Raw genomic sequence first — 21,016 nt, 5'->3', positions numbered from 1 at the left:
GGCCCTAGGCGCTGCAACGCCTGGGGCCTCATCTGTTTTTCTGCACCTGGTGTGCAGCCTGCGTTGCGTCATACCTACCTCCAATCTGGTCGTATCGCGCTCGGGTCATCTGGTGCGCAATCAGATTAATTCCAAAATTCGTCACGTTGCAAGCCCTCGTCAAAAAAAATAAATCCACTATTCTCTATACAAAATCATTTTTGCACAAAGGCACATTTGCACAAGTTAGCATTACTTATAAGGCGTAGAATAAATGACCTTGAGGGTAACTAAACCCATGAGTGGCGGGATTTTCCAAGGAATATTACACCACCCAACATTCGAGCATTCCAGTAAAATTGCAATTCCTGTTTTCCAGTTTTCCAGAAAACTGGTAGTGCGTTAATTCCTTAATTCTTCATACCTCTGCACTGATACATCCGTGCTTCAATGCAACCGTGAAATATTGCAATACTGCAATAAAAAGCCGCCCTTGGGCGGCCTTGTAGAAAGCGACTCACAAGCCTGGCGGCATAGTGCCGGCGGCACGCTGCATGGTATGCGCCAGGCGCGCTGCACCAATAATGTGCTCATGGCACTCCTGCGCATGTCGGCTTCCTAGCGCTTGGAGTGCCGGGCCTAGCTCGCGCTGCCATCGGTTCGCCATCCACTTGGCATGGAAGCATAGCGCTTCCAGTCGCTCGACCTGGTTGGTGCCGATCTCCGATCCACGGCGTCGGCTCCAATAGCCAGGATGCTTCTCTCGGGAAGCCCTGCTGATTCGTCTCATCTTCATGGCTACCTGCGTACGGTTATGGCTTCTGGTCGCGTCCCTTCCATTTAGGCTCTTCCTGAGCGCTGAGCGACTCAGCCAGGCGGTAGGATATCTCCGCGTTCAAGCTGCGGTGATTGCGCTTCGCTTCACGTCTCAGCCTCTCCTTTATACCAATGGGCAGGCGTATGTTGGTCTGCTCAGTAACGGTCATGATGGACTCCTGACTAGCATTTCATTAACAAGAAGCTAGCACACTGGTATCTTGACCGATGTAGCACAGTGCTACACCTTCGCTACATGAAAGATCCTAACCCTCAGTTTAATGTACGGCTTTCCGAAGAGTTACGCGCACTTATCAAGGAAGCCGCCGAGAAGAACAACCGGTCTCAGACTGCGGAGGTCTCCGCGCGCCTTAGAGAAAGCTTCATGCGAGAGGGCGCGATCAAGGACGGGGGCACTGTTCAGCCGCGTCACGATCAAGAGGCACGCGAACTAGTTGCGGTAATGGAGTTGATGACGAATCAGCTTGACCTAATGCGTAAGGAACTGGACGCACGCCTGCGCGGCCTGAAAGGCGACGAGGTGTAAACGCCGAAGAGTTAAATGCGGGCCTTTCAGGCCCTGCGGCCGGTTTGCTACAGTGAAGTGGTGAAGGACAGGCAGCACGAGTCAGGGACGACTCACTCGATGAGAGAAAGCTGTGCACCCACCGCCGATGTTCGATGAAGAGATCCTGGCCAGGTAGAAACAGCTTCCAGCCCGACGGCTATTTCTAGGAGCTGCCAGACGATTTGAAGAATTGCTACAGGAGAAGACCGCCCGCGAGGAGCGGCCGGAATAGCTCAGGTGGCAGTAGGGTTAGCGATGGTCTTTCTACGCTCTACCTTGGGCATAGAAGACGAAGACCATTCGAAGGACTATACTGAATCATTGAATTATGCTTTAACCGGGAGGCGACCATGAACATGGATAGCCTGAAAGAATCGATAGCCAGCATCGTATCCATCTCACCGCGTCAGCAGCGTGGGCAGGTAGAGGCTGTCAGCCCCGTGTCTATCGAAAGCGACATGCGCAGCGACCAGGAGGCCATCTGGGGGGACTTCTGTGCCGTTGGCGTAGACCTCCGCATGGGGATAGAAGAGTACCAACAACAATATGACGAACGGCTACAGGAAGTATGTAGAATTGATTCAGCAGGCCAGCGACCCTAAAGCGAATCAAAACCTTTTGACGCAGAAGTCAGTGACCGCTACCTCTGCCCCAATACCTCCCGCGCAGGAGGTAGAATATTACGATCGCATTATGCCTGGGGCAGCAGATCGCATATTCGCACTTGCTGAAAATCAACAGGCACACCGTCTTGAGCAGGAAAGAAAGCAGCTCGAGATCAACACCAAAGTCACTGAATCCAACATTTGCACGGCAGACTCCAATATCAGAGCACAAGATGCCACCATCCTGGAGATTCGCCGTGGCCAGTGGATGGCGTTTATATTGGGCCTGTCCTTTCTCGGCATCACCGCCCTGCTCGGGCTAAACGGCCATGAGTTCGCAGCATCAGCCTTAGGGCTTGGTGGCGTGGCAGCAGTCGCCACTGTATTTATCAAAGTGAGGAAAAGGCAGTAACACTCCCATTCTAAGGCCCTCGCCTCCCCTTTATTGATGCGATACGATGGTTTCGTGAGTCATCAATAAGGGAAATAATGAGAAACCTACCAGTGGTCGCAGGGACCGCTCTGGCCGTCACTCTAGCGACGCACGCGATCGCTCAAGGCTCTCCGGACCACTGTTACATCCACCCCGAGTTCGTACAAGCTGTCGTCACCGACTACTACGATGGTATGGAGCTGGAGCGACTGGAAGATAGCCTACATGCTGAGCTAGATGAAGGTGGATTGAGAAACCAACTCAAGGGTATCGCCAACTTTCTATATGCCTCATTGCCTCCGACATCTGACAACGCCCAACACGATGCTACGGAACTCTCCAAGGCCATGCTCGAAGGCTGCCTGAATAGCTGGACTCAGCGCCAAGATAGTGATAGCAGGCCCTCGCCACATCATTCCAGACAGAATATGATGAGCCTATAGCCAAGGAGATAGTCATGGCCGCTTCTCGCGTAGCGCTTCTGATTGGCGGGGGCGCGCTATTCATTGGATACCTCACGATCTCCCAGCCTGACAAGCTGGTAGTAGATGCCTATGGGCAAATAGAGGGCGTACTGAATCAGGCGCGGGCCACGCTTCAACAAGAACGGTTTTGGAAAGGACAGCTTGATAAGGCGAGATACCGCATTCAATATCTCGAAGACTCTATGGAAAGGCATGAAGCCCCCCAAGCTCGGCTTCAAAAGAAGATCGACGAATCCAGAAAGACAGCAGATGAATACTTCGACGAGTATCCTGATATCAGCGGCCAATACGCTTACATGGCAAGCGCTGAACTAAGGGATCTCGCCGACGCAATTACCGATCTCCAATGGGAGGTCGAATTCGATGAATGGGATCGAAAAGCCCTGTCCGACACTCGGTCAGCCAGGGCCTTCATTGAAGCCCGCCTGCAATAGTTACAGACCTGCTTGTCGCGTCGATCTTTCATATCCAACAATCATTTCCTCGACAAGCTGGGCGCGTGATGGCGGAAGCCGCTGCTTCGCCCATGCCCGGAATGCTGCCACTTCCTCCTGGCTGGCCGGGCCTCCCAGCTGCACTGGCTGACGCGCACGCGCAGTTGATCGGATGGACTGCAGCCGGCGGTTTCGCTCGTCCTTCGGAAGACTGCGTAATTCCTCCATCACCAACTGTCGCGCCTGACGGCCATTGCCGATCAATAGGGCATCCACGATCTTGCGGTTCGCCGCGGTATTCTCTGTCAGGCCGAACCGCCCGGTTGCAGTGCGAGTGGCATCGATACCAGTGTCATCAGCAAATCGCCGCGCCGCCTTGCGCACATATTGCAGGTCGCGACGAGCTTGCTCTAGCGCAATGAAGTCCGCCTCTACGCCTGCCTGGCGACCAATAGCCGCTAAACCTCGCTTACTCGCCCGGTATAACGACACATTTCGCTCTGCCACTTGCTCAAAATCGGAAGCATAGGGGAATCGACCCTGCTCGAGTCCACGGCGAACAAGCTCCACGGCGGCATCCACTGGCGCCAGGCCGGGCGGCTCGAATGGGTTCTTCACCCGCTGCTGATCGGCGATGTCGAGACCCATCTGAATGTAGTTGCCGAAGAAGCCGTAGGCACTGCCGGCTATCATGTTCGCATGAGCCTTGGCCGCTACCATGCCAAGCCACGACATCATGTCATCGTCTTCCATGGCTTTGGCGATTTCCTCAAGCTCGGGCCCTGGATTCAGATAACCAAACATCGCCCCGCGAGCCGACAGGATGGCGCCACCGCCAATGATCGACCAGCCAAACCACTGGAGGATAGGCAGAGTTGCCCGAGCACGATCCATGCTCGTCGCCGACGGGTCGGCCCACGTGTCCATCATCGGCTTGAGCTTCTGCTGCCAGAACAGTCGGCTCACCTGCGTGCCGAACTTCTGATACTTGAACATGAACCGTCCAATAGGCGTGTCCACGTAGAGAGGGGTCTGGTCCACTCGGTAGCTGCCCTGAGGAATGTTGACCATCAGGCGCAGGTACTTGGCGGACTCCTCGCCCTTGCCGTTCTCGCGGATCAGCTTGCCCACGTCGATACGGTTGCGGTCCATGAAAGCACGATAGGTGCGAGCATCACGGGAAAAAGGATTGGTGTTCCAGACTTTCAGTGCATCCAGCAGCTGGGCCCGGGCAGCGAGCATGCCGGTAGCACGAATCACTTGCTCGGTACCGGTGTAGCCCCCCCATTTCATTGTGAAGGCTGCGAACTTGCTCAGCCCCTCTTTTGCCCGTGAATTGGCATCCATGTATTCGGCATTGCGGTTGTCGGCATCGCGCAGGATGTTGAGCACGTCCTTGCCGAGAATGCCGAGCTCCACACCCTCCCGGTATACATCTCTGAACTCGGTCGCCAGCTCGAGATAAGCCTTGGCCATGCGCTTGCTGCCGAACATCTGCACGTTGAGCTGGGTGCCACCGATGATGTTGAGCGTGGCTGTGCCGGGGTTGCCCAGCTGCAGGCCGGTGGCCGCCAGGTTCGCCATGGCCATGCCCTCGTGGTACCCATCTATTGGCCGGCGGTTATAGACCCGATCGGCCAGGGCGCCGATATAGTCTTTGGTTTGCTGGTCACGGGCAACGCTGACTGCTTCCTCGAAGGCATCCTTGGCCATGGGGCCAATCTTCTGGCCGAATTGTTCCACCTGGCTGATCCGGTTCGACCACTTGCGGGCATAGTTGCTCACCACGTCGAATCGGTAGTCGTAGAAGATCTCCGGGAGCTTCTCGCCTCGGGCCTTCTCGATGCCGGCGAAATAGTCGCTGGCGATCTCGCTGCTGAAATACCCGCTGTTGCCGCGCAGGTACTCGGCGGCCTCCTTGCGGCTTTCAGCCTTGCCCTCGTCGATGAGGGCATCGAGCAGCTCGTGCCACAGCTTCGTGTTGCTGGTCGGGTCGTGCATCACGCGCTGCACCTCGGGCCGAATCGCCCGGGGCCAGAATTCGCCCTTCTTGACCTTGCCGATCTTGCGGAAGGCACCAGTGCGGCTGTCGAATACGCGCATGCCGGTGCCCTGGGGCGTCTTCACGTTTTGGTTGAGCGTACCCACCTCATCGAACATCGCATCCACCGCCTCGGCCAGCTCGGTCACGGCAGGGTTGTCGGCGGCGATGGCGTCAGCCTGCGCCTTCCGGCCGTTGTCACGGTGGCGCATGTATTGCTCGAACGCGGTCATGTTTCGGCTGCGCTGCAGCGGGTTGAGGGTGCGTAGCTTCTTGAGGGGCTCGCGCAGCATGCCGTTGACCATACCCAGCCGGGCCTCGGCCTGGTCGAAATAGGCATCCACGCGCGTGGCCAGCTCCACCAGCACCGGCGAACGGCTGCGGCGAAGGCGATCGGTGGCTGATTCAAAAAACCCCTGCCCCACTTTCTTCACTGACTGCCACGAAGTATCCACCCGTGCATCGCTGACGATGTCGCCGTTTTCGTCCACCACCTGGGTATTCAGGTCCAGCAGTGTGCCGCGTCCTGCTCCATCCTGGGCGCTGAACACGAACGGCAGCGCATAAGGGGCGCGCTTCTCACCGAAGTCAGTTTGCTGCTGGCGTAGGTGATGGCGGCTGTGCGTCGCCATGGCCACGCCGTCGCCAGTCGAGAAACCGGCCTCGGGGTAGGCCTCCTGCAACAGCGCGTCGAGCCGCTCACCGGCCTCGCGGATAAAGCCAGGGGCGTCGCCGCGCTCGTTCATCCGGGCGACAAGCTCAGTCGTCAGGGCCATGCGGTCGGCATCGTGGTTCTGATCGAGGTAATCGTACTCGGCGCGGATCTCGCGCATTGCCGCGCGGCCCGCCTGGCTGCCCGGGAGCTGGCGATATACGTCGCGAAGCACGGTATCGACACGGTTGCCCACCACCTCACGCAGCCCATTGCGGCTGATCACCGTGGCCAGTGTGGCGCGCACCGCCTGAGCCGGGCTCCCGGCATTGCCGGCGATCACATATAGGTCATCACCATGGTAGAACGCCACGGCATCCTGCGGGTTCACTCCGGAGACGGTGGACTCAAGTGCTACGTTGAGTGCCAGGTTGTCAGCGCTGTTCAGCACGATGGGGCGGCCCACGCCTTTCAGCGCCTCGATTGCCGCACGCATTTCACCAGGTGCCGAGCTCTGTGACCTCATGCTCATCAGAGCATCGCTTTCTGATGATCCAGCGGTATCGCTATCTGACTGGGTGCTGTCTACCTCTGAATCAACTGCATCCAAGTCCGTCGCCCCGTCCGCCTCCTCCTGCTGCCGGCGCAGGTACTCCCGCGAGCGCTCGGCCAGGGCCATCACATCGGTATCGGTCCAGCGCATGTTGGGGAAGTAGCGGCGCAGCAGCTCGCGAATCTTGGCGATGGCGCGCCGCACCGGGCCGGGGGTCCAGCCCTTCTCGGTGAGATGGGCGATCATCTCCTCGGCGATGGTGATCTGGTGGTCGGGGTTGTTGCGATCGAGGAAGGTATAGGCATCAAGCACCTCTTGCAGCGCTTCACGGCCACGGCGGTCCAGCGGTAGCGTGCGGTACACCTCGCGCATCACCGGCTCAAGCTCGGCGCCAAGCACGCCGCGCACGCCCTTGTGTCCAACCGCTTCATGAATCGCCACGCGAACGCCTTCCTCGACGCTCTCGAGGTTGCTGGCGATGACATACAGATCGCCCCCGAAGTACATGCCACGCACGTCGCGCGCGTTCACGCCACGCATGGCCATGCTGAGCAGCGCATTGGAGGGAAGCTCGCGGGGGTGTTGAATGACCACCGCCTCGGCCAGCTCCGGCAGTCGGGCGATCTCGGCGCGAATGTCCTCGGCGAGGGGCGTTGTCGTCGCGACCGGCTCGGCTTCGCGAGTGCTGAACAAGGAGTCCTGGCCATCTTGCTGGATCGCTTGTTCATCGGCGGTGAAGCTCTCCTGGGCAGGCGCTTCGCGGTTAGTCGCACCTCCGTCCGTCTCACTGCTCGGAAACGTATGTGCCGCTTCCAGCACCTGCTCGATTGGCGCATCAAGGCGGATTACACGAACGTCCTGGCCCTGATCGGCCCTTGCCAGCCACTGGTGGTGGCCGTCGACGACATGGCCATCTGCCGACACAAGGATTGCACGATCGCCACCCTCTCGGTCCTTGGCTGCCTGAACACGCTCCTCAGAGAATTCCCGCTGCGTCGGGTGAAGGGAGCGTGCCGGCACAGTCTCTTCACTGCTGACGATCCCACGAGCCGAGAGGAAGTTCGCCAGCGCGCCACGGTGCTCCGCTTTGATCTGGGGCATGTCGGTACGGGGTATATTGAGCGTGCCTGATGTGTCGGAGAATTCCGTCCATTCGCTATCGATGGAGTCGCCGCGAATCGTTTCGAAGGCATCCTGCGCAGTTTCGCCCGTTGCTTCCGCTATTTGAGCAGCATCCTGCATACGAACGGCGAAGCCGCCCTCTACCGGCACCGCTTCCACGATCTGGCCCTGGGCCTGCGCCCGACGGGCCGCGCCGCTGGCCATGGCAGAGCGCTCGGTGGCGAAGGGCTCGCCGTTGGAGCGCAATGCTTGTTGCTGGGTTGTAGCGGCTACTGCCGGGCGTTGCTCACTTACCTGCGGGGGTGTCGCGACGTCCTGCGCAGGCAGCGGCTGAATGGCCAGCTCGCCCTGAGACGCTGTCTCCGCCTGCGGCACATTAGCAGCAGCCGGCTGTTCAGCCGGGGGCGCCTGCTGGATCTGCTGCGCCTGCTGGATGGTGCCGCCCAGGTCGTTGGCAATGGCGTCGGCACGGCGTAGCAGGCTCTCGGCCTGCGGGTAATTACCCTGCTCGAATGCGGTTTCCGCGCGCCCGATGACCATGTTCAGGTTGCGCTGGCGGGTACTGGTCTGCTGACCAGAGGTGCGGGCAGCATCCGCCAGCTGATCGGCGGTGGCCATGGCCTGCTGAATCTGTTGGCCAAGCGCACCGGTATCCGGCGCCACGCGCGGGCGGCTGGCTTCCTCCTGCTGTACCTGCCCTACCGCTTGCTGCTCGGCGGCCTCGCCGGCCACCGTCTGGGCCAGCGCATCGCCACCCTGGGCGGCCACCTGTTCGCGGGCGGCGGCGATGGACTGCGTCTTGAACTGCTGCTGACTGGCTTGGCGCTGTGCCTCGCTGGGCGGCTGTTGGAGCGCTGCCGTCACCGCCTGGTAGCGCTGGGCAGACTCCTCGAGCAAGGCCTGCGCGGTAGCGGCATCGGGGGCAGCATTGGCCTCCATGGCGGATACCTGCATGCGGTCCACGCTGGCCACCAGATCGGGGTTGCCCGTTGCCTCGGCACGTTCGCGCAGCAAGGCATAGCCGTCGCCGGCGAGGATCTGGTCACGTGTCTGCTGGCTGGCGGGGTCGAGTTGCGCCAGCGGCGTACGGATCAGCGCGGAAAGGCTGTCCTCCTGCTGGCCAGGCTGTATCTCGATGGTGGTGTCGGGCAGGTTCTCGGCGGGTTGTGCTACTCCCTGCTCCTGCCAGGCCTGCGCCCATGTGGGATCGGTTTCCGGTGCGGCCTGTGGCTCGGCGGCAACCTCGGCAGCCTCCTCTTGCACAGCGTCGGGGCTGGGCGCGTCAGGTCCTCGCTGCTCACCGGCACGGCCCGGCGATGCGCTCATCCCCCGGCCACGGGTCAGGGCCTGAACGCCAGCCTGCAGAATGGCGGCAGAGCCACCGGCCACCAGGCCTTGGTATGGCGTGTCGTCCCAGGTGCTTTTCTCCTCGTTGTACGACTGCTCGACGAGGTTCTGCAGCATCGCGCCGGCGTTCTCCACCACGAACTCGCTGCCGGCGGTGCGCAGGATGCCATAGAGCTGGCCGATGGCCTTGCCTTGCAGCTCGGCAGGTAGTGGGCGAATGATCGAGGCCAATGGCGCCACCTGGATCAAACCACCCGGCAGGCCTTGCATGGCCACCTCGAGCGCTTCTTCCTCGCTTTGCCCCGCGGCAATGGCCCGGTTGTACTGGTCGGAAACACCAGAAGGCCCGGCCAGGGCGCCCGCCGCCGTGAGGCCAGCCGCCATCTGCGCGCCGGTGCTTGCGCCACGGGTCAAAGCCCCCGCCACCATGCCCGGGCCCATGTAGGTGAGCATTGAGCCCACCCCGTTCGCCAGTTCACGATAGAGCCCGTCGAACTCCTCGTCCGGGCCGATCTCCTGAGCCAGTTCGCGCAGGTCGGTGCCACGGTCACGGAAGAATTGCGCCACTTGGCTGGGCTCACGCTCGGCCCAATCGGTTATGGCGTCGTGAAGCTCTTGCTGGCGGCGCTCGAGGTCGCGTTCGAAGTTGGCTGTCACGCGGTCGCGGAACTGCTCGTTCGTTCCCTCCAGCGCCTCGGCATAGTTGCGCTCAGTGGTGTCCAGTCGCTGCAGGGCTTCGTCTACGCGCCGATCGGACTCGACCCGGCCCATCTGCTCGCCGATAACGCCCACGCCCTCGGCAGCGGCAGACAGCGAGCCTACCGCACCTTCGGCCACCATCTGGGGGGTGCGCGCAACATACGACAGCACGCCCGGCGAGGTGTCGCCGAGATCTGCCGATGACATCTCAAGGAATTGGCTGTGCACCGCCGACGCGTCCAGGCCTTCTGGAATGCTCGGTTGGATGAACTGCTGGAAATACCCCTGCTGCATTTCGCGGCGTTTCTCGGGGCTGGCATTCTGAAAGCTGGGGTGCTGAGCGATATCGCTCCAGCGAGGACGGTTGGCGGCGTTCACACGCGGCTCCCTCTGCAGGTCACTGAAACTGTTTCATGAAGTCATCCACGCTCATGATACCACCGCCGTCTGCCTCGCCGGCGATCTCTCTGGCGAGCAGAGGATTGATGCGTTCCATTTGGGAATAGACCCGATTCAAGCGCTCTTGAACCTGCTGCTTTTCTCCTACGTCACCCATTGAATCATACTGTCCAGCCAGGTCGCGGTACTGGCTGCGCAGCGTAGCCATAGCGTCCTTTTCTCGATCTGACATCTTTCCACCTGTAATGCCACTGGCCAGTAGCCCCTGGGGCGCTTCCGCCGTCTCGCCGGTGATGGTGTTGTAGCGCATCATGCCGCCATCATCGGTCGGTACCAGCTGCCAGCCGCCGGCATTGGCGCGCTGGTTGGCCGCCCCCACCTGCATGCCGGTCAGCTCGCGTTGACTCTGGCGGTTGGCCTGATTCTCGCCAGACGTGAACTGCTGGCCGCCCAGTCGCTCGCTGGTCTGGTGCTGGCGGTTATTCTGATTCTCGCCGGCGGTGAAGTCCTGCGATGCCTCGCGTTCGCTGGTCTGGTATTTCTGATCCATCTCCTTGAGCCGCATCTGCTTGAGTTCGTCGATGCGCGAGCGGGCGTTCTCCTGCACCGCCTGGCCGCCGCCGGCAATCGCGCCGGCCAAAAGTCCAAGTGCCATCACATACCCCCTTGCGTCATCGGTTCATCTGCCGGTGCCTGGCCTTGGCTCTCCTGCTTGGCATCGCGCAGGGCGCCGATCAGCTCGGCATAGCGCTGCTTCTGGGCGGGGCTCAGGTCATCGGCCATCTGCCCGAAGCGGGCCAGGGCCATCATGAAGGCGGCCTCGATCTCCTCGCCGTTGCCCTCTGCCGGCAGGCGCTGCATATGCACGGCCATCTCGCCGACGGCCTTGGCCACTTCCATGGCCGCTTGGAACATGATGCCAGGTGGCACTGTGCTGCCATCATCGGTCAGCGCCTGGTGCGCGGTGAGCATGGTGGTGGCGATCACCTGGCCCATGGCCTCGACGACATCTTCGTGGCTGGCCAGTACCTGTTCTGCGCCCTCGCCAGCATAGAGCGATTCCAGCATCGCCTCGGTCAGCACCTGATACATCTGCTGGCCTTGATCGGGCTCGTAGTTGACGCTGGCGTCCTGGCCCTGTTGTGGCTCCCGTGGGGGCGGTTGCGGTGCGCCCTGTGGTTGACGTTCACCTTGCGGCTGTTGCGGGGCCATGCCCTGGTTGAGCAGTCCTGCCATGTCGAGTCACCTATGCGAAGTTGGAAAAGAAGGATTCGGCGTATGAGGCGTAATTGTTGAAGTTACCGACGCCGAAGCTTGGCGCCGCTATGGCGGGCTGAGAACGCTGGGCGGGCATGCCGCTGGCAAGCAGGCCGCCAGTGGGCCCGGTACCATCGTTGGCTGTAGGGGCATTTGGAGATCCGCCAGGCGTGGCACCCATGGCGTGGTTATGCGCTGCATCAGCCGCAACCCCCGACACCACTGCCCCACCGATTGCCCCTGGCACCCCGGCGGCGTGCGCACCCACCCCTGCCAGCGCATGACCACCCACCATGCCAGTGGCGGCTCCGGCCAGCGCGCCCCGTGCGTGTCGTCCCGCATGGTGTCCTAGCGACTCGTTATGGTGCGTACCAAGCTGCTCGTTGAGTCGGGCCATTTCACCAGCGACATGGCGCCCTGAATTGATGGCGGACATTCCCTCGCCGACAAGGCCACCAACCGGCCCACCAAACAATCCGCCCGCCAGGCTAAGCCCACGACTCAAGAGACCGCCACGCGCCTCACTGTCGAGCCTAGCGGTCAGCCCAGCATCTTCATGAGCCTGAGTCAGCGCCCTGGAGGAATTAGGGCCATAGCCCTCATCGCCACCGTAATCGACCTCGTTCTGCCAGCCACCGAACTGTTTCTCGGCGAGAGCGGCATAGTCGCCGAAGTCAGCCAAGGCACCGGAAGTGACCGAGCCTGACGTAACACTGGCACCAGGTGAGGTATCAACCTCGCCATAGAGCCCCTTGCCCCCCACCGTCCGATCCCCTGCCCGCGTACTCGCCCGGCCTTCGTTCGTCCCAAGCCCCGCCTCTTGCCCGGCGCTTACCCCACCAGTATCGGCGTTGCCGTAGAGCCCACCAGACGACGAACCGCCCGTATTACCGCCACTGGTGCTGTTGTGGCCGGCGCCGTATCCCCCGCCCGATCCTGACGTGGCGACTTCGTTACCAAAGCCACCGCCCGTGTTCCCCCCGGTATTACCACCAGAGCGACCGCCACTGGCCGAAGCGCCGACACCGGCACCTACTGCACCGCCGTAGCCGCCGCCCCCTGCGCCGCTTGCTCTCGTCATATCAGCCTCCCGTCACCATGCCGTGACTCAGAAGCCCCTTGCTCAGGCTGCTGGCGTGGCTGCTGTAATCGCCGATCTCTCCGGGGTTCGCCATCTGATCCTTGCGCTGCCGGCCGTACATTTCGCGCTGGAAGTCCATCTGCTTGTTCTGCTGCTGCTTCTGCGCGTAGTAGGTGCCGGCACCGGAGGCAACGCCGCCGATCACGTTTGCCGCGGTGGGGTTGTCGTCCAGCCACTCGAAAGCGTTGGTGGCGTAGGTGCCAATGCTGTTCAAGGCATTGCTTGCTGCTGTCGTCCACGACATGGGCTCACCTCTCGATTAAAGTTTGGGGAAGACGCCGGACCCTTTCAGGAATCCGCTCAGGTTGGAGTACAGCGACTGCTGGAACTTAATGTCGGTATCGCGCATCGACGTGATCTGGTTGATCATCTTGGTCTTGTTCTCGGCAGAGATATCGCTGTTTCCCTGGATCTGGTTAATCGCATCCATGGACTGCGCGACAATGTCGGTGATGTTGTTGCTCATCACGCCCCAAGCGTTGGCTGTAGACGTGCCATATAGCTGGTTCATGTCATTGCCGTGCTGCTCTTTCATCTGCCCCAGCGCGTGCTGGTTGCTGCGGTCCATTTGCCCCAGGGTTTGCCGGTATCCGGCATCCTGTTGCGCGGCCGGCATCGCGGCGTTGATCATCGCGCCCTGAGATGCGCCAATACCCATGGAACTGTTGAGCAGCCCGCGCTGATTGGCCTGCTGCTTTCCCATGGTGGCGGCCTGCTTCATCAGCGGCGAGTTGCCGTCGAGCATGGAGCTGAGTTGGCCTTGGACGGAATCCAGGCCGGTGGAAGTTGCCATGATGGCCTCCTTCACATTACGAGAGGTGGGTAATGGAGTTGACGATCCCTGTGGTCAAAATTGCCTTGGTCGGCATAGTGACGTTTGGCATCGCCGTTGTTTTTAAGCCACTTGCGCTGGTCGTTAGGGACTACCTGCTATGGGAGGGCATTTCTCTTTATCTGAATCGCACGAAGTTCTTTATGCGCGCGCAAAGGCTTGTCTCTTTCCAAGAGAGCTATAACGAGCATGTCGCACAAGGAAAGCTTCAGGCGCGATTCGGTGAGAAAGATACGTTCCTCATCGGCGATCAGGAAATTACACGAGATCAGTTCTGGTCCGAGCAGCAGGAGCGTGAGCGTTTAAACGACGCCATTTTCAAGCACTCCCAGCGAATTGACAAAGAGGTCAGCGTTATAGGTTCACTGCTCAGGCGTTTCGATCAAGATGTCAAAAATCCAGCCTCGGATATCATCCGCCACTACGAACGCCGAGAGCGCGCTAGCAGAGGGCTGGACGAGAGCGAGTAATCACGCCTCGATCTGCGCAGCCTGCTTAAAGAGTTGATCTACCGCCTCGTCATCAAGACCAAGCTCGCCGGCAAGCGCTTGGATGGTTGGGCTCATACGGCGGAATTCCTGGGCGTCGTTCCATGCATCGACGATGATCGGGCTGGTATTGGGATCAGCGATGATCGTTTCGACCTGATCTCTTAATCCCGCCTCACGCAACGCGGCACGCGCCTGGAAGCGAGAGACGACAGTAGAAGCCCGCCAGACGTCGAGCGCCTCGGCTTCTTGCTGCTCGGGTGTGATCCAGTTCACGTTGCCCATCATGCTGGCTCCTCTGCTTTACGACGCACTGTCCATCCCTCAACGCCAGCCACGTCCTTGCCGCGCACAATCTCGTAGTCATACACGCCAGATAGGCCCGTGGGCGTCACATAGCAAGTATCGGGGTCATAGTCAGCGGAATCTAACACTTGCTGCCCGCGCCAATGGGCCTTTAGGTCTGGGTATTGACTGGCGATTACTTGTTGGCAAAGTGTGACGTAAAGGTCACCATTGACACGTTCAACATTGAGTATCGCTGGCACTCCATCCACCGGGTCTGCACTTTGAAATAGTCCACCCTCAGGAAAGTCGGACAGATTATATTCCTCGGTCATGCCCTTGTTGTGGGCGGCGACGGTCTCACCACTCAGCGTGTAATAGTCAGGTGCTGCGCCAGTCGCCAAAAATTTAGCTTTCATATGCTGCCCTCTTACTTGAAGTAACCTTTTGCCGAAATAACTACTCCCGTATTTTCTACCTGGGTGGAATATGCTAGAACATCAAGTGTGTTTGATGACACTCGAGAGAATCCCAGCCATACGGACGTTCCTGCATGGCCCCACGGGTTATATCTTGAGTTGCTGAGAAACGGCTGGGGGAATACAACTTGAAGTATACCGGATCGGTATATGCCGCCGACGGGTTCTCCGATATTTATGACTTGTCGCGAACTAGCTTGAATAAATTGAGTCCCATCCGCCCAACGGGTCCACTCTCCGTTGTCATTACTATCGCTTTCGACTATCGGTGCACCACCGACCGTAGGCATCTGAGCAAAGTCATTTTCAGCTGAAAGTCGTGCGTACTGAGCATGTGGGTTAGCCGCAGACTGGTGCTCACTGAGCGCTTGCGCGTTATTGTTGCCTTTCTGCTGATTGGCCAATATCTGAGCCGCCCACTCTCGCAGCGCGCGCGTATCCTCGGTTTCGTCGGCAATGATCTGGAACGCATTCGGATCACCATGGGTTGCCGCCTCTTCTGCCCAGGCCTTTGCTGACTTGCTACCGGGCTCAGGCTCGGTGTCGCTCTCGGCCCATTCCCGCGACTTGTCTCGCGCCTCTGCGGAGGCGGTGGCAGCCTCACCCGCTGCTGTGGCGTGTTCTTCCGAGGTTGTGGCGCTGCCTGATGCGTTGGATGCGGCCTGAATGGCTTCGTCCCGGGCATCGTTATAGTCATCGCCGCGCAGCAGCGTACCGTCCCAGAACATTTCGCCACCGGGTTCATTCGGGCCGGGGTCGGTGTCGGACACGTCCTGGGTCGCCACATAGCTCTGGCCATCGTCGCGGACAACGTCATATTCCAGGTAACTGGCAGCGGAGTCGTAGGCGCCCTTCCAGTTGAAGCGCACGCGTCCAAGGTTGAGAGTCGGCATTACAGGGTTACCTCCAGTTCACCGGCGGCGTTGATCGAGAATTGGCTGTCATCGCCGTAACCGGCGAAGTGCGCGATCAGGTCAGGACCGCTCAGCTCGAAATTGAGAAAGTCCATGGTGGTGGTGTCTTTGATGCGCTGGCTCACCAACTCCGCGCTGGTGGCGGCGTCGCTGGCTGTCTGGGCATCGGTGGCCACCTGTTGAGCTTTGTTCGTCACGCTCTGCTCGAGCGTTTGCACGCTGGACAAGCTGGAGGCAGCAGCAGATGCGGAGCTGGAGGCATTGCTGGCTTGCTGGGTTGTGCTGGACTCGGCGGCGCGGGCGTTCTGCTCCAGTGTCTTCACGCGCAACTCGGCGGACTGCACTTCGTTACGGTAGCCCCGTGCAGCCGCTTCGCTCCCACGGGCATCCAGCGCATAGGTCTTGGCAGACTGGTAGGCCGTGCCGCCTACCGGCCCTGGGTCTTGCGATGCCCATGCGCGCGCGAGTGCAGCTGCGATCTGCGCCTCCTGCCCTGTTCGATAAACCAGATCGGCGTCAATGGCGAGATACCAACGCACACCATTGTTGAAGTCGCTAGAAGCGCCTGACTTGTGGCGAGAAATACAGACGTAGAGGTTGGTTGTGACCGGATCTCGCACCACGTCATTCAGGAAGTAGTCGGTGTTCGGCTGCCAGTCCTGGCGGTAGTAGAAGCCCGATACCAACGCCAGGTTGCCCTCGCCATCGAACCCCAGCACTCGGTTGCGCCGCTGCAGGGCGCTGGCCGTGAACTCTTGGCTCGGCTGCCCTTCTTCATAGGGGAATTTCAGGGCGCGCCGCGTATCGACGTAGGCGGCATCAAGGCCCGTGGCGATAGCGTCGAACTTCTCGTCTACCGCCTCGCCATCCGCCACGGTTCCGGGCTGGAAGCGCTGCCCCGGATCGCTGTTATCGAAATAGGGATTACCCACGGCGCTGCCTCCGAAGATCGTAGTGGATGTCATACCCCAGCAGCTCATGGGCAGAGCCGTCCGACTGGGAATGAATGGTGAAGTTGATGCTCGTGTCGGTGCCGGTGATATCCATCGGCTCTTGGCCCAGCAAGGGCACCGACCAGACGAACTCGTTCCAGCGGCTGGTTCCCCAAAGGCCACCGCCCAGCATGTAGTCCATGAACTCGCGCCGTGGCCTGGCCGTTTCGTTGCGGCCATAGCCGAAGTCAGGCTGTATCGATATCCGCGCATCCGTACCGCTACGCACGTCCCAGAAGGCGCGATGAAAGCGCTTGCGTACGCTGGGTGACTTGAGGTCAGTGAAGGCCAGGGTGAGGAACGCTTCGATCGGCTCGCCGTTGAAGTTGTTGCCTTGGTCAAGCCGAAAGACATGGCCGGTGGTGTCGCCGATCAGGATCTGCTCCTGCCCGTTGGATAGCTCGCCGGTGTGCGCGACCTCGACCTGGTGGGGAAACTTTACGACAGTGATGCCATTGGCACTCATGTAGAGGCCGGTGCCGTTATCGAACCAGACCCGATACTGGGCCTTGGCCTTGGACACAGCGCTGGCCTTCACACGGTTGGATAGCCCATCGCCAACGAATAACGGTTCGACCTTGCGCCCCGGCTGCATGGAGGTGAAGTCGCCGAAGTGCTGGGTGGCCTCCAATGTTGTGATACCTCGTTCGTTGACGAAGTACGGCATCATCAGAGACTGACATGAGTGGGTGCGTGCCCCGCTATTGGGAACGGTCACCTCGAGCAGCGAATCCTCAGCGCTGGTGAAGCGAAGCGTCTGAACGCTGTCGCGACACAGCACATGCAGCACTCCGCCGACACCGCGCAGCAAGCCGGTGAGGCGTTGACCAGTGCCGATCTCTCCTGCTCCGCCGGTATCGGCCTCCCAGTTGGCCGGGTCGCCGATGTTGCTGAACTGCAGGCTGCCGGCCTGGAAGCCCAGGAACAGATGATTCTTGTGCAGAGCGATGAACCTGGCACCGCTGGGCGCGTTGTCGAGCGTGGCGAACTCGCCGGTAGCCATCAGCTCGAACGGCTTGCCGCCGCCAACCCCGTACAAGGCACGCCCCGCCTCCGTGGCATAAGCGTTTCCTTCATCGAACTCGTGGCGGCCGTTGTGCACCGCGCCGACCGATTCCCACGCCTCACCGTTCAGGCGGTAGAGTGTGGCGGTATCGGCGCCCTCGTTCTTGCGCACGGCATAGACCGCGTCGTCGAATGTCACCACGCCCAATATTGGGCCTTCGCCGGGAACGACGGGGCCCTGCTGAGTGTAGCCGTCGATGCGCCGATAACCGCCAGTGACAGGGCACTCGTAGTTGATGCAGGAAATCGCGGCACCGGGAGGCAACTGCTCCGGCGGCGTGACCATATCGATGCCGCCTCCCAGACGGATATAGGCCGAGCGGCTCATGCCAAACCGCCTGGCAATACAACTGCCGGCAACTGGCTGCGCTCAATCTCGTTCATCAAGCGTGCTTCATTCGATGCGCCTTGCTGGATCACTTCCGGCGCATTCTCGTACAGACCGTATTGCGTCATCGCGCGGTAGACGATGGCCATATGATGCTCCTCCGGTAGCCGAGGTGTGTCGCCATTGGCGCTCAGCACCTGCGGTTTGCGGAAGTACTCAAACGAGAGCGTTTCATCCTCACTTGGCATGCCATCGAAAGTGAGCGCACCTCCTAGCCGCATGACATCCCCCGGCGTGACCGTGATGTGCCTGGGGCGCTCCGGTGCAGCTTTCCTGAACCGGCGCCGAAACTCGCTATAGGGCAGCAACGTCAGCTGCCTGTCGTCGAGGTAGATGGTCCCCGGTATAAACCGGGCAAAGTCATCGGGTAGCGCATAGTCGCGATAGCCGCTTTCGAGTTCGACCTCACCTTCCGCCCAGGAAAACCGCCAGTCCGTGCGCCGGGTCTGGATCTCCATCCAAGCCTGCTGAATCCAGCCGATCAGGCGTGCGTATTCACCATGCTGGCCTGTGACGGCCGCAGGCCCTGTGCCGGCTGCGCCCACCTCCTGGCGCAGCCGCTGGCAGAGTTCGAGGAAGGTCATGGCTTAGGCCTCGCCCTTCACCTGGAAGGGGTAGGAGCTGACGTGCGATTTCTTCATGGTCTTGGGGTCGTAGATGTCCTGCACGGCGTTGCGCAGCACCTCGACCACGGCGGCGGGCACGGTCACTTCCTTGCCGCGTTCGATCACGTACATTCGGCCGTTCACGCCCACCTGAACAGGCTGCTTATCCTGATCGTGGGTCGAGACGATGATCTTGTATTGCTTGGCTTTGGCCTTGGCCGCTGGTTTGGCGGGTTCCTGATCCGGTTTGGTGGGCCCAGGTTCAGGGTTGCCTAGCGCTTCGTTAATACGGCCGCGCAGGGTGTCATCCCCGGTGTTGGCCTGAAACTTGACGCCCAGGTCGTTGGCGGTGGCTTCAAGCTGCTCGCGGGTCATTTCTGCGGTATTGAGTTCAGACACGGTCGATACCTCACGGTATGTCGGGAAAGAGAAAGCCCGCCGGGTGGCGGGCTTCGTTCATGCCTTGCTAATGCCTTGATGGCTTACTCCAGATTGGAGGCTGCCACTTCCAGTCGCGCACCCCAGCCTTCGTTGAGGATCTTGGCCACGTAATAGGTCTTCCAGCCGACATACCCGACCTGGCCGAGCGGATCGGACTTGGAGACGGTGGAGGGATTGATCACCGACGGCTTGATGGCATTGGCGCCCTTGAGCGGGATCAGGCCGTAGAACTCCTTGCCGATGTACACCACCGGATAGACGTCGGCATTGTCGCCGCCAGACGAGACCATCTCGCCCGCCGCGCCGCCGGCATCTTCCCACTTGTCGAGCACCGGTGAGAGCACGTAACGCACGTCCTCGACCTTGCCGATCTCGTAGGGCAGCGCCTTCATGGAGCCGTACTTCTCGGTCGGGGTGAAGCCTTCCATATCGCGGATGTCCGACTCGAGGTCGGTATGCGCGAAGGCGATGAAGGCCGCATCCACCGGCTCGGTGGAGTAGTTCGGGCTGCCGCCGACCATGTTGGTGATCTTCTTGGCCCGGTTGCCCTTGAGCGAACGGGTGATCGCGCGCTGCTTGCCCAGGCTGACCGCGGAGTTCACCGCGCCGCGAGTGTCGCCGTTGGCGTAGAACACGTTGGTGCCAGCCTTGAGCGCACCCCAGGTCTGCATCTCAATAGTCTCGGCCGCCTGCTCGCCACACAGCACGGAGGCATCGGCCAGCACCGGATCCTCGGCGAGGTCGTTGACGTAATCGGTGATTTCGACCACGGCGCCCCACTGCTTGATCTGGACGGTCACGTCCTCGTACTGCATCTGCTGTGCGGTCGGCGTCACGCCTTCCTGCAGCGGTGTGGTGACCACCGGGAACGGCACCGGGCGGCGGAACTTCACCGTATCGGCCTTGTTCTTCGGCAGCGGCTTGTTCTGCCCGAACTTGGAGAGCACCAGGATGGGCTCGGCGTGGGACAGGGCTTCGGTGGCGGCCCAGGCGGCGGTGCGCTGGGAGATATCGCCGTATTCAGTTGTTGCCATTGCTCAGTACCTCACGGTCTTAGCGGTTTCGTTTGGATGCGAAGTGGTTGAATGCCCCTTCGAAGTCATCGGGGGCGCCACTTGGGCGCGGCGATCCACGGCGTGACACCGTCTGTGCCTGCGCCAGGCGGTTGTTGCGCTGTTCGCGCGTATCGTTGCGGCTTTCACCGGGGGGCGGGTGCAGTCCCTTGTAGATGTCGAGCAGCGCGGACGCATCGTCGGCGTTCTCGGACTCCACTTGCTTTTGCATCCACTCCGGCTGTTGCTCCAGCCACTGCTGAAACGCGGGCGCACTGACCACCTCACGCCAGTCCGCATGCCGGGCTTCGAGCGCGGCAAATTGACCTGCGAGGTGCTGTTCGTGGGCCTGCTGTTGAATGGGCTGAATCGCGCCGTTGACTTCTTCCAGGCGCGAGTTGATGCGCTCTTCCATCCGGCTCATATGCTCAAAGCGGGAATCGAGCGCCTTTGCGATATCGGGGAAGTCGTTGCGGAAGGCGTCCCAGTCGTCAACGCCATGCTCGTCAGCGATGGCCTGCTTCTGGTCCTGCACGTCCTTTGACTCGCCCGTCTTGCTCGGTGTCGGCTGCGGGGCAGCCTGCCGGCCCTTGAGCTCGGCAATGATTCGGTCACGTTCCTGTAGCTGTCGGCTCAGTGCCCCGACCCGGCCACGCTGGCTACGCTCGCTGTGCTCGAGCTGCTGCAGGCGGGCCTTGAGGTCGTCGTCACTGGCCTGGGCTTCATCGCCCTCACTTAACTCTGCCGGCGCTTCGTCGTCCTTCCCGTGATCGGGCTCTGGTGCCTGATCCTCGTCGGGCTCTGGCGCGTCGCGGTGGTACTCATCGCGATCACCACGGCCCCGGTTCGAGTATTCAGCGAAGGCATCGTCGAAGCTGGTGTCATCGGTATCGGTCTGACGGTCCAGCGGCTGCTGTTCAGCGGCGTGGTCTGACATGGGCGGC

Annotated in this window: 21 protein-coding genes; 4 read left to right on the top strand and 17 right to left on the bottom strand. The window is 60.7% G+C overall.

Annotation, left to right across the window (positions count from 1 at the left end):
- Positions 1 to 496: 496 nt before the first annotated feature.
- On the bottom strand, positions 497 to 775 hold the full coding sequence (locus HJD22_RS11760; protein ID WP_208653629.1) for a hypothetical protein: 279 nt from the start codon (positions 773 to 775) through the stop codon (positions 497 to 499).
- Between the two features lie 16 nt (positions 776 to 791).
- Positions 792 to 965 carry an Arc family DNA-binding protein gene (locus HJD22_RS11755; protein ID WP_208653630.1) on the bottom strand — a complete coding sequence of 58 codons (174 nt, stop codon included), beginning with the start codon at positions 963 to 965 and terminating at the stop codon, positions 792 to 794.
- An 86-nt stretch (positions 966 to 1,051) separates the two neighbouring features.
- On the opposite strand from HJD22_RS11755, the gene HJD22_RS11750 reads away from it, so the two are divergent.
- The 3 genes from HJD22_RS11750 to HJD22_RS11740 all read left to right on the top strand — a co-directional run bounded on the left by HJD22_RS11750 (position 1,052) and on the right by HJD22_RS11740 (position 3,320).
- On the top strand, positions 1,052 to 1,342 hold the full coding sequence (locus HJD22_RS11750; protein WP_208653631.1) for an Arc family DNA-binding protein: 291 nt from the start codon (positions 1,052 to 1,054) through the stop codon (positions 1,340 to 1,342).
- Positions 1,343 to 1,909: 567 nt separating this feature from the next.
- Positions 1,910 to 2,380 carry a DUF2335 domain-containing protein gene (locus tag HJD22_RS11745; protein ID WP_208653632.1) on the top strand — a complete coding sequence of 157 codons (471 nt, stop codon included), beginning with the start codon at positions 1,910 to 1,912 and terminating at the stop codon, positions 2,378 to 2,380.
- Between the two features lie 478 nt (positions 2,381 to 2,858).
- Positions 2,859 to 3,320 carry a hypothetical protein gene (locus HJD22_RS11740; RefSeq protein ID WP_208653633.1) on the top strand — a complete coding sequence of 154 codons (462 nt, stop codon included), beginning with the start codon at positions 2,859 to 2,861 and terminating at the stop codon, positions 3,318 to 3,320.
- Here HJD22_RS11740 and HJD22_RS11735 read toward each other — a convergent pair whose 3' ends face one another.
- Genes HJD22_RS11735 through HJD22_RS11710 form a run of 6 tightly spaced genes read right to left on the bottom strand, consistent with a single transcriptional unit; the run spans position 3,321 to position 13,324 of the window.
- Positions 3,321 to 10,112, bottom strand: coding sequence for a hypothetical protein (locus HJD22_RS11735; RefSeq protein WP_208653634.1), 6,792 nt, complete (start codon positions 10,110 to 10,112; stop codon positions 3,321 to 3,323).
- Positions 10,113 to 10,131: 19 nt separating this feature from the next.
- Positions 10,132 to 10,788 (bottom strand): hypothetical protein, encoded by a 657-nt coding sequence (locus tag HJD22_RS11730; protein WP_208653635.1) that lies wholly within the window; start codon positions 10,786 to 10,788, stop codon positions 10,132 to 10,134.
- Positions 10,788 to 11,369 carry a hypothetical protein gene (locus HJD22_RS11725; RefSeq protein WP_208653636.1) on the bottom strand — a complete coding sequence of 194 codons (582 nt, stop codon included), beginning with the start codon at positions 11,367 to 11,369 and terminating at the stop codon, positions 10,788 to 10,790. Before HJD22_RS11725 ends, HJD22_RS11730 begins: the two co-directional genes overlap by 1 nt.
- 10 nt (positions 11,370 to 11,379) lie before the next feature.
- Positions 11,380 to 12,471 (bottom strand): hypothetical protein, encoded by a 1,092-nt coding sequence (locus HJD22_RS11720; RefSeq protein WP_208653637.1) that lies wholly within the window; start codon positions 12,469 to 12,471, stop codon positions 11,380 to 11,382.
- A gap of 1 nt (position 12,472) precedes the next feature.
- Positions 12,473 to 12,775, bottom strand: a complete 303-nt coding sequence (locus HJD22_RS11715) for a hypothetical protein (RefSeq protein WP_208653638.1) — start codon at positions 12,773 to 12,775, stop codon at positions 12,473 to 12,475.
- Between the two features lie 15 nt (positions 12,776 to 12,790).
- Entirely contained in the window at positions 12,791 to 13,324 is a 534-nt protein-coding gene (locus tag HJD22_RS11710; RefSeq protein ID WP_208653639.1) for a hypothetical protein, read from the bottom strand.
- A gap of 32 nt (positions 13,325 to 13,356) precedes the next feature.
- On the opposite strand from HJD22_RS11710, the gene HJD22_RS11705 reads away from it, so the two are divergent.
- A complete protein-coding gene (locus HJD22_RS11705) occupies positions 13,357 to 13,833 on the top strand; it encodes a hypothetical protein (protein WP_208653640.1) in 477 nt (158 codons plus the stop codon).
- Here HJD22_RS11705 and HJD22_RS11700 read toward each other — a convergent pair whose 3' ends face one another.
- The 9 genes from HJD22_RS11700 to HJD22_RS11660 form a co-directional block, all read right to left on the bottom strand.
- Positions 13,834 to 14,139, bottom strand: coding sequence for a hypothetical protein (locus tag HJD22_RS11700; protein WP_208653641.1), 306 nt, complete (start codon positions 14,137 to 14,139; stop codon positions 13,834 to 13,836).
- A complete protein-coding gene (locus tag HJD22_RS11695; protein ID WP_208653642.1) occupies positions 14,136 to 14,555 on the bottom strand; it encodes a hypothetical protein in 420 nt (139 codons plus the stop codon). Before HJD22_RS11695 ends, HJD22_RS11700 begins: the two co-directional genes overlap by 4 nt.
- 11 nt (positions 14,556 to 14,566) lie before the next feature.
- Complete coding sequence (locus tag HJD22_RS11690; protein WP_208653643.1) at positions 14,567 to 15,508, bottom strand: hypothetical protein; 942 nt, start codon at positions 15,506 to 15,508, stop codon at positions 14,567 to 14,569.
- On the bottom strand, positions 15,508 to 16,494 hold the full coding sequence (locus HJD22_RS11685; protein ID WP_208653644.1) for a hypothetical protein: 987 nt from the start codon (positions 16,492 to 16,494) through the stop codon (positions 15,508 to 15,510). The genes HJD22_RS11690 and HJD22_RS11685 overlap by 1 nt, the downstream gene beginning before the upstream one ends.
- Positions 16,454 to 17,914, bottom strand: coding sequence for a hypothetical protein (locus HJD22_RS11680; RefSeq protein WP_208653645.1), 1,461 nt, complete (start codon positions 17,912 to 17,914; stop codon positions 16,454 to 16,456). The genes HJD22_RS11685 and HJD22_RS11680 overlap by 41 nt, the downstream gene beginning before the upstream one ends.
- A complete protein-coding gene (locus HJD22_RS11675) occupies positions 17,911 to 18,558 on the bottom strand; it encodes a hypothetical protein (RefSeq protein ID WP_208653646.1) in 648 nt (215 codons plus the stop codon). Before HJD22_RS11675 ends, HJD22_RS11680 begins: the two co-directional genes overlap by 4 nt.
- Before the next feature lie 3 nt (positions 18,559 to 18,561).
- The gene (locus HJD22_RS11670) at positions 18,562 to 18,978 is read right to left on the bottom strand and encodes a hypothetical protein (RefSeq protein WP_208653647.1); all 417 of its coding nucleotides are present in this window, start codon (positions 18,976 to 18,978) and stop codon (positions 18,562 to 18,564) included.
- Positions 18,979 to 19,061: 83 nt separating this feature from the next.
- Positions 19,062 to 20,054 carry a N4-gp56 family major capsid protein gene (locus tag HJD22_RS11665; protein ID WP_208653648.1) on the bottom strand — a complete coding sequence of 331 codons (993 nt, stop codon included), beginning with the start codon at positions 20,052 to 20,054 and terminating at the stop codon, positions 19,062 to 19,064.
- A 19-nt stretch (positions 20,055 to 20,073) separates the two neighbouring features.
- Positions 20,074 to 21,009 carry a hypothetical protein gene (locus tag HJD22_RS11660; protein WP_208653649.1) on the bottom strand — a complete coding sequence of 312 codons (936 nt, stop codon included), beginning with the start codon at positions 21,007 to 21,009 and terminating at the stop codon, positions 20,074 to 20,076.
- Positions 21,010 to 21,016: the final 7 nt, after the last annotated feature.

This window comes from Halomonas sp. TA22 (genome assembly GCF_013009075.1).
GTDB lineage: Bacteria > Pseudomonadota > Gammaproteobacteria > Pseudomonadales > Halomonadaceae > TA22.
The sequence above is the reverse complement of the archived record's forward strand: the minus strand, read 5'-3'. Positions and strand labels throughout refer to the sequence as shown.

What these genes read in the sequence shown, in the direction of transcription:
- HJD22_RS11760 (WP_208653629.1), bottom strand. Translation starts at nt 775, where the DNA reads ATGAAGATGAGACGAATCAGCAGGGCTTCCCGAGAGAAGCATCCTGGC.
- HJD22_RS11755 (WP_208653630.1), bottom strand. Translation starts at nt 965, where the DNA reads ATGACCGTTACTGAGCAGACCAACATACGCCTGCCCATTGGTATAAAG.
- HJD22_RS11750 (WP_208653631.1), top strand. Translation starts at nt 1,052, where the DNA reads ATGAAAGATCCTAACCCTCAGTTTAATGTACGGCTTTCCGAAGAGTTA.
- HJD22_RS11745 (WP_208653632.1), top strand. Translation starts at nt 1,910, where the DNA reads ATGACGAACGGCTACAGGAAGTATGTAGAATTGATTCAGCAGGCCAGC.
- HJD22_RS11740 (WP_208653633.1), top strand. Translation starts at nt 2,859, where the DNA reads ATGGCCGCTTCTCGCGTAGCGCTTCTGATTGGCGGGGGCGCGCTATTC.
- HJD22_RS11730 (WP_208653635.1), bottom strand. Translation starts at nt 10,788, where the DNA reads ATGGCACTTGGACTTTTGGCCGGCGCGATTGCCGGCGGCGGCCAGGCG.
- HJD22_RS11725 (WP_208653636.1), bottom strand. Translation starts at nt 11,369, where the DNA reads ATGGCAGGACTGCTCAACCAGGGCATGGCCCCGCAACAGCCGCAAGGT.
- HJD22_RS11720 (WP_208653637.1), bottom strand. Translation starts at nt 12,471, where the DNA reads ATGACGAGAGCAAGCGGCGCAGGGGGCGGCGGCTACGGCGGTGCAGTA.
- HJD22_RS11715 (WP_208653638.1), bottom strand. Translation starts at nt 12,775, where the DNA reads ATGTCGTGGACGACAGCAGCAAGCAATGCCTTGAACAGCATTGGCACC.
- HJD22_RS11710 (WP_208653639.1), bottom strand. Translation starts at nt 13,324, where the DNA reads ATGGCAACTTCCACCGGCCTGGATTCCGTCCAAGGCCAACTCAGCTCC.
- HJD22_RS11705 (WP_208653640.1), top strand. Translation starts at nt 13,357, where the DNA reads ATGGAGTTGACGATCCCTGTGGTCAAAATTGCCTTGGTCGGCATAGTG.
- HJD22_RS11700 (WP_208653641.1), bottom strand. Translation starts at nt 14,139, where the DNA reads ATGATGGGCAACGTGAACTGGATCACACCCGAGCAGCAAGAAGCCGAG.
- HJD22_RS11695 (WP_208653642.1), bottom strand. Translation starts at nt 14,555, where the DNA reads ATGAAAGCTAAATTTTTGGCGACTGGCGCAGCACCTGACTATTACACG.
- HJD22_RS11690 (WP_208653643.1), bottom strand. Translation starts at nt 15,508, where the DNA reads ATGCCGACTCTCAACCTTGGACGCGTGCGCTTCAACTGGAAGGGCGCC.
- HJD22_RS11685 (WP_208653644.1), bottom strand. Translation starts at nt 16,494, where the DNA reads ATGACATCCACTACGATCTTCGGAGGCAGCGCCGTGGGTAATCCCTAT.
- HJD22_RS11680 (WP_208653645.1), bottom strand. Translation starts at nt 17,914, where the DNA reads ATGAGCCGCTCGGCCTATATCCGTCTGGGAGGCGGCATCGATATGGTC.
- HJD22_RS11675 (WP_208653646.1), bottom strand. Translation starts at nt 18,558, where the DNA reads ATGACCTTCCTCGAACTCTGCCAGCGGCTGCGCCAGGAGGTGGGCGCA.
- HJD22_RS11665 (WP_208653648.1), bottom strand. Translation starts at nt 20,054, where the DNA reads ATGGCAACAACTGAATACGGCGATATCTCCCAGCGCACCGCCGCCTGG.
- HJD22_RS11660 (WP_208653649.1), bottom strand. Translation starts at nt 21,009, where the DNA reads ATGTCAGACCACGCCGCTGAACAGCAGCCGCTGGACCGTCAGACCGAT.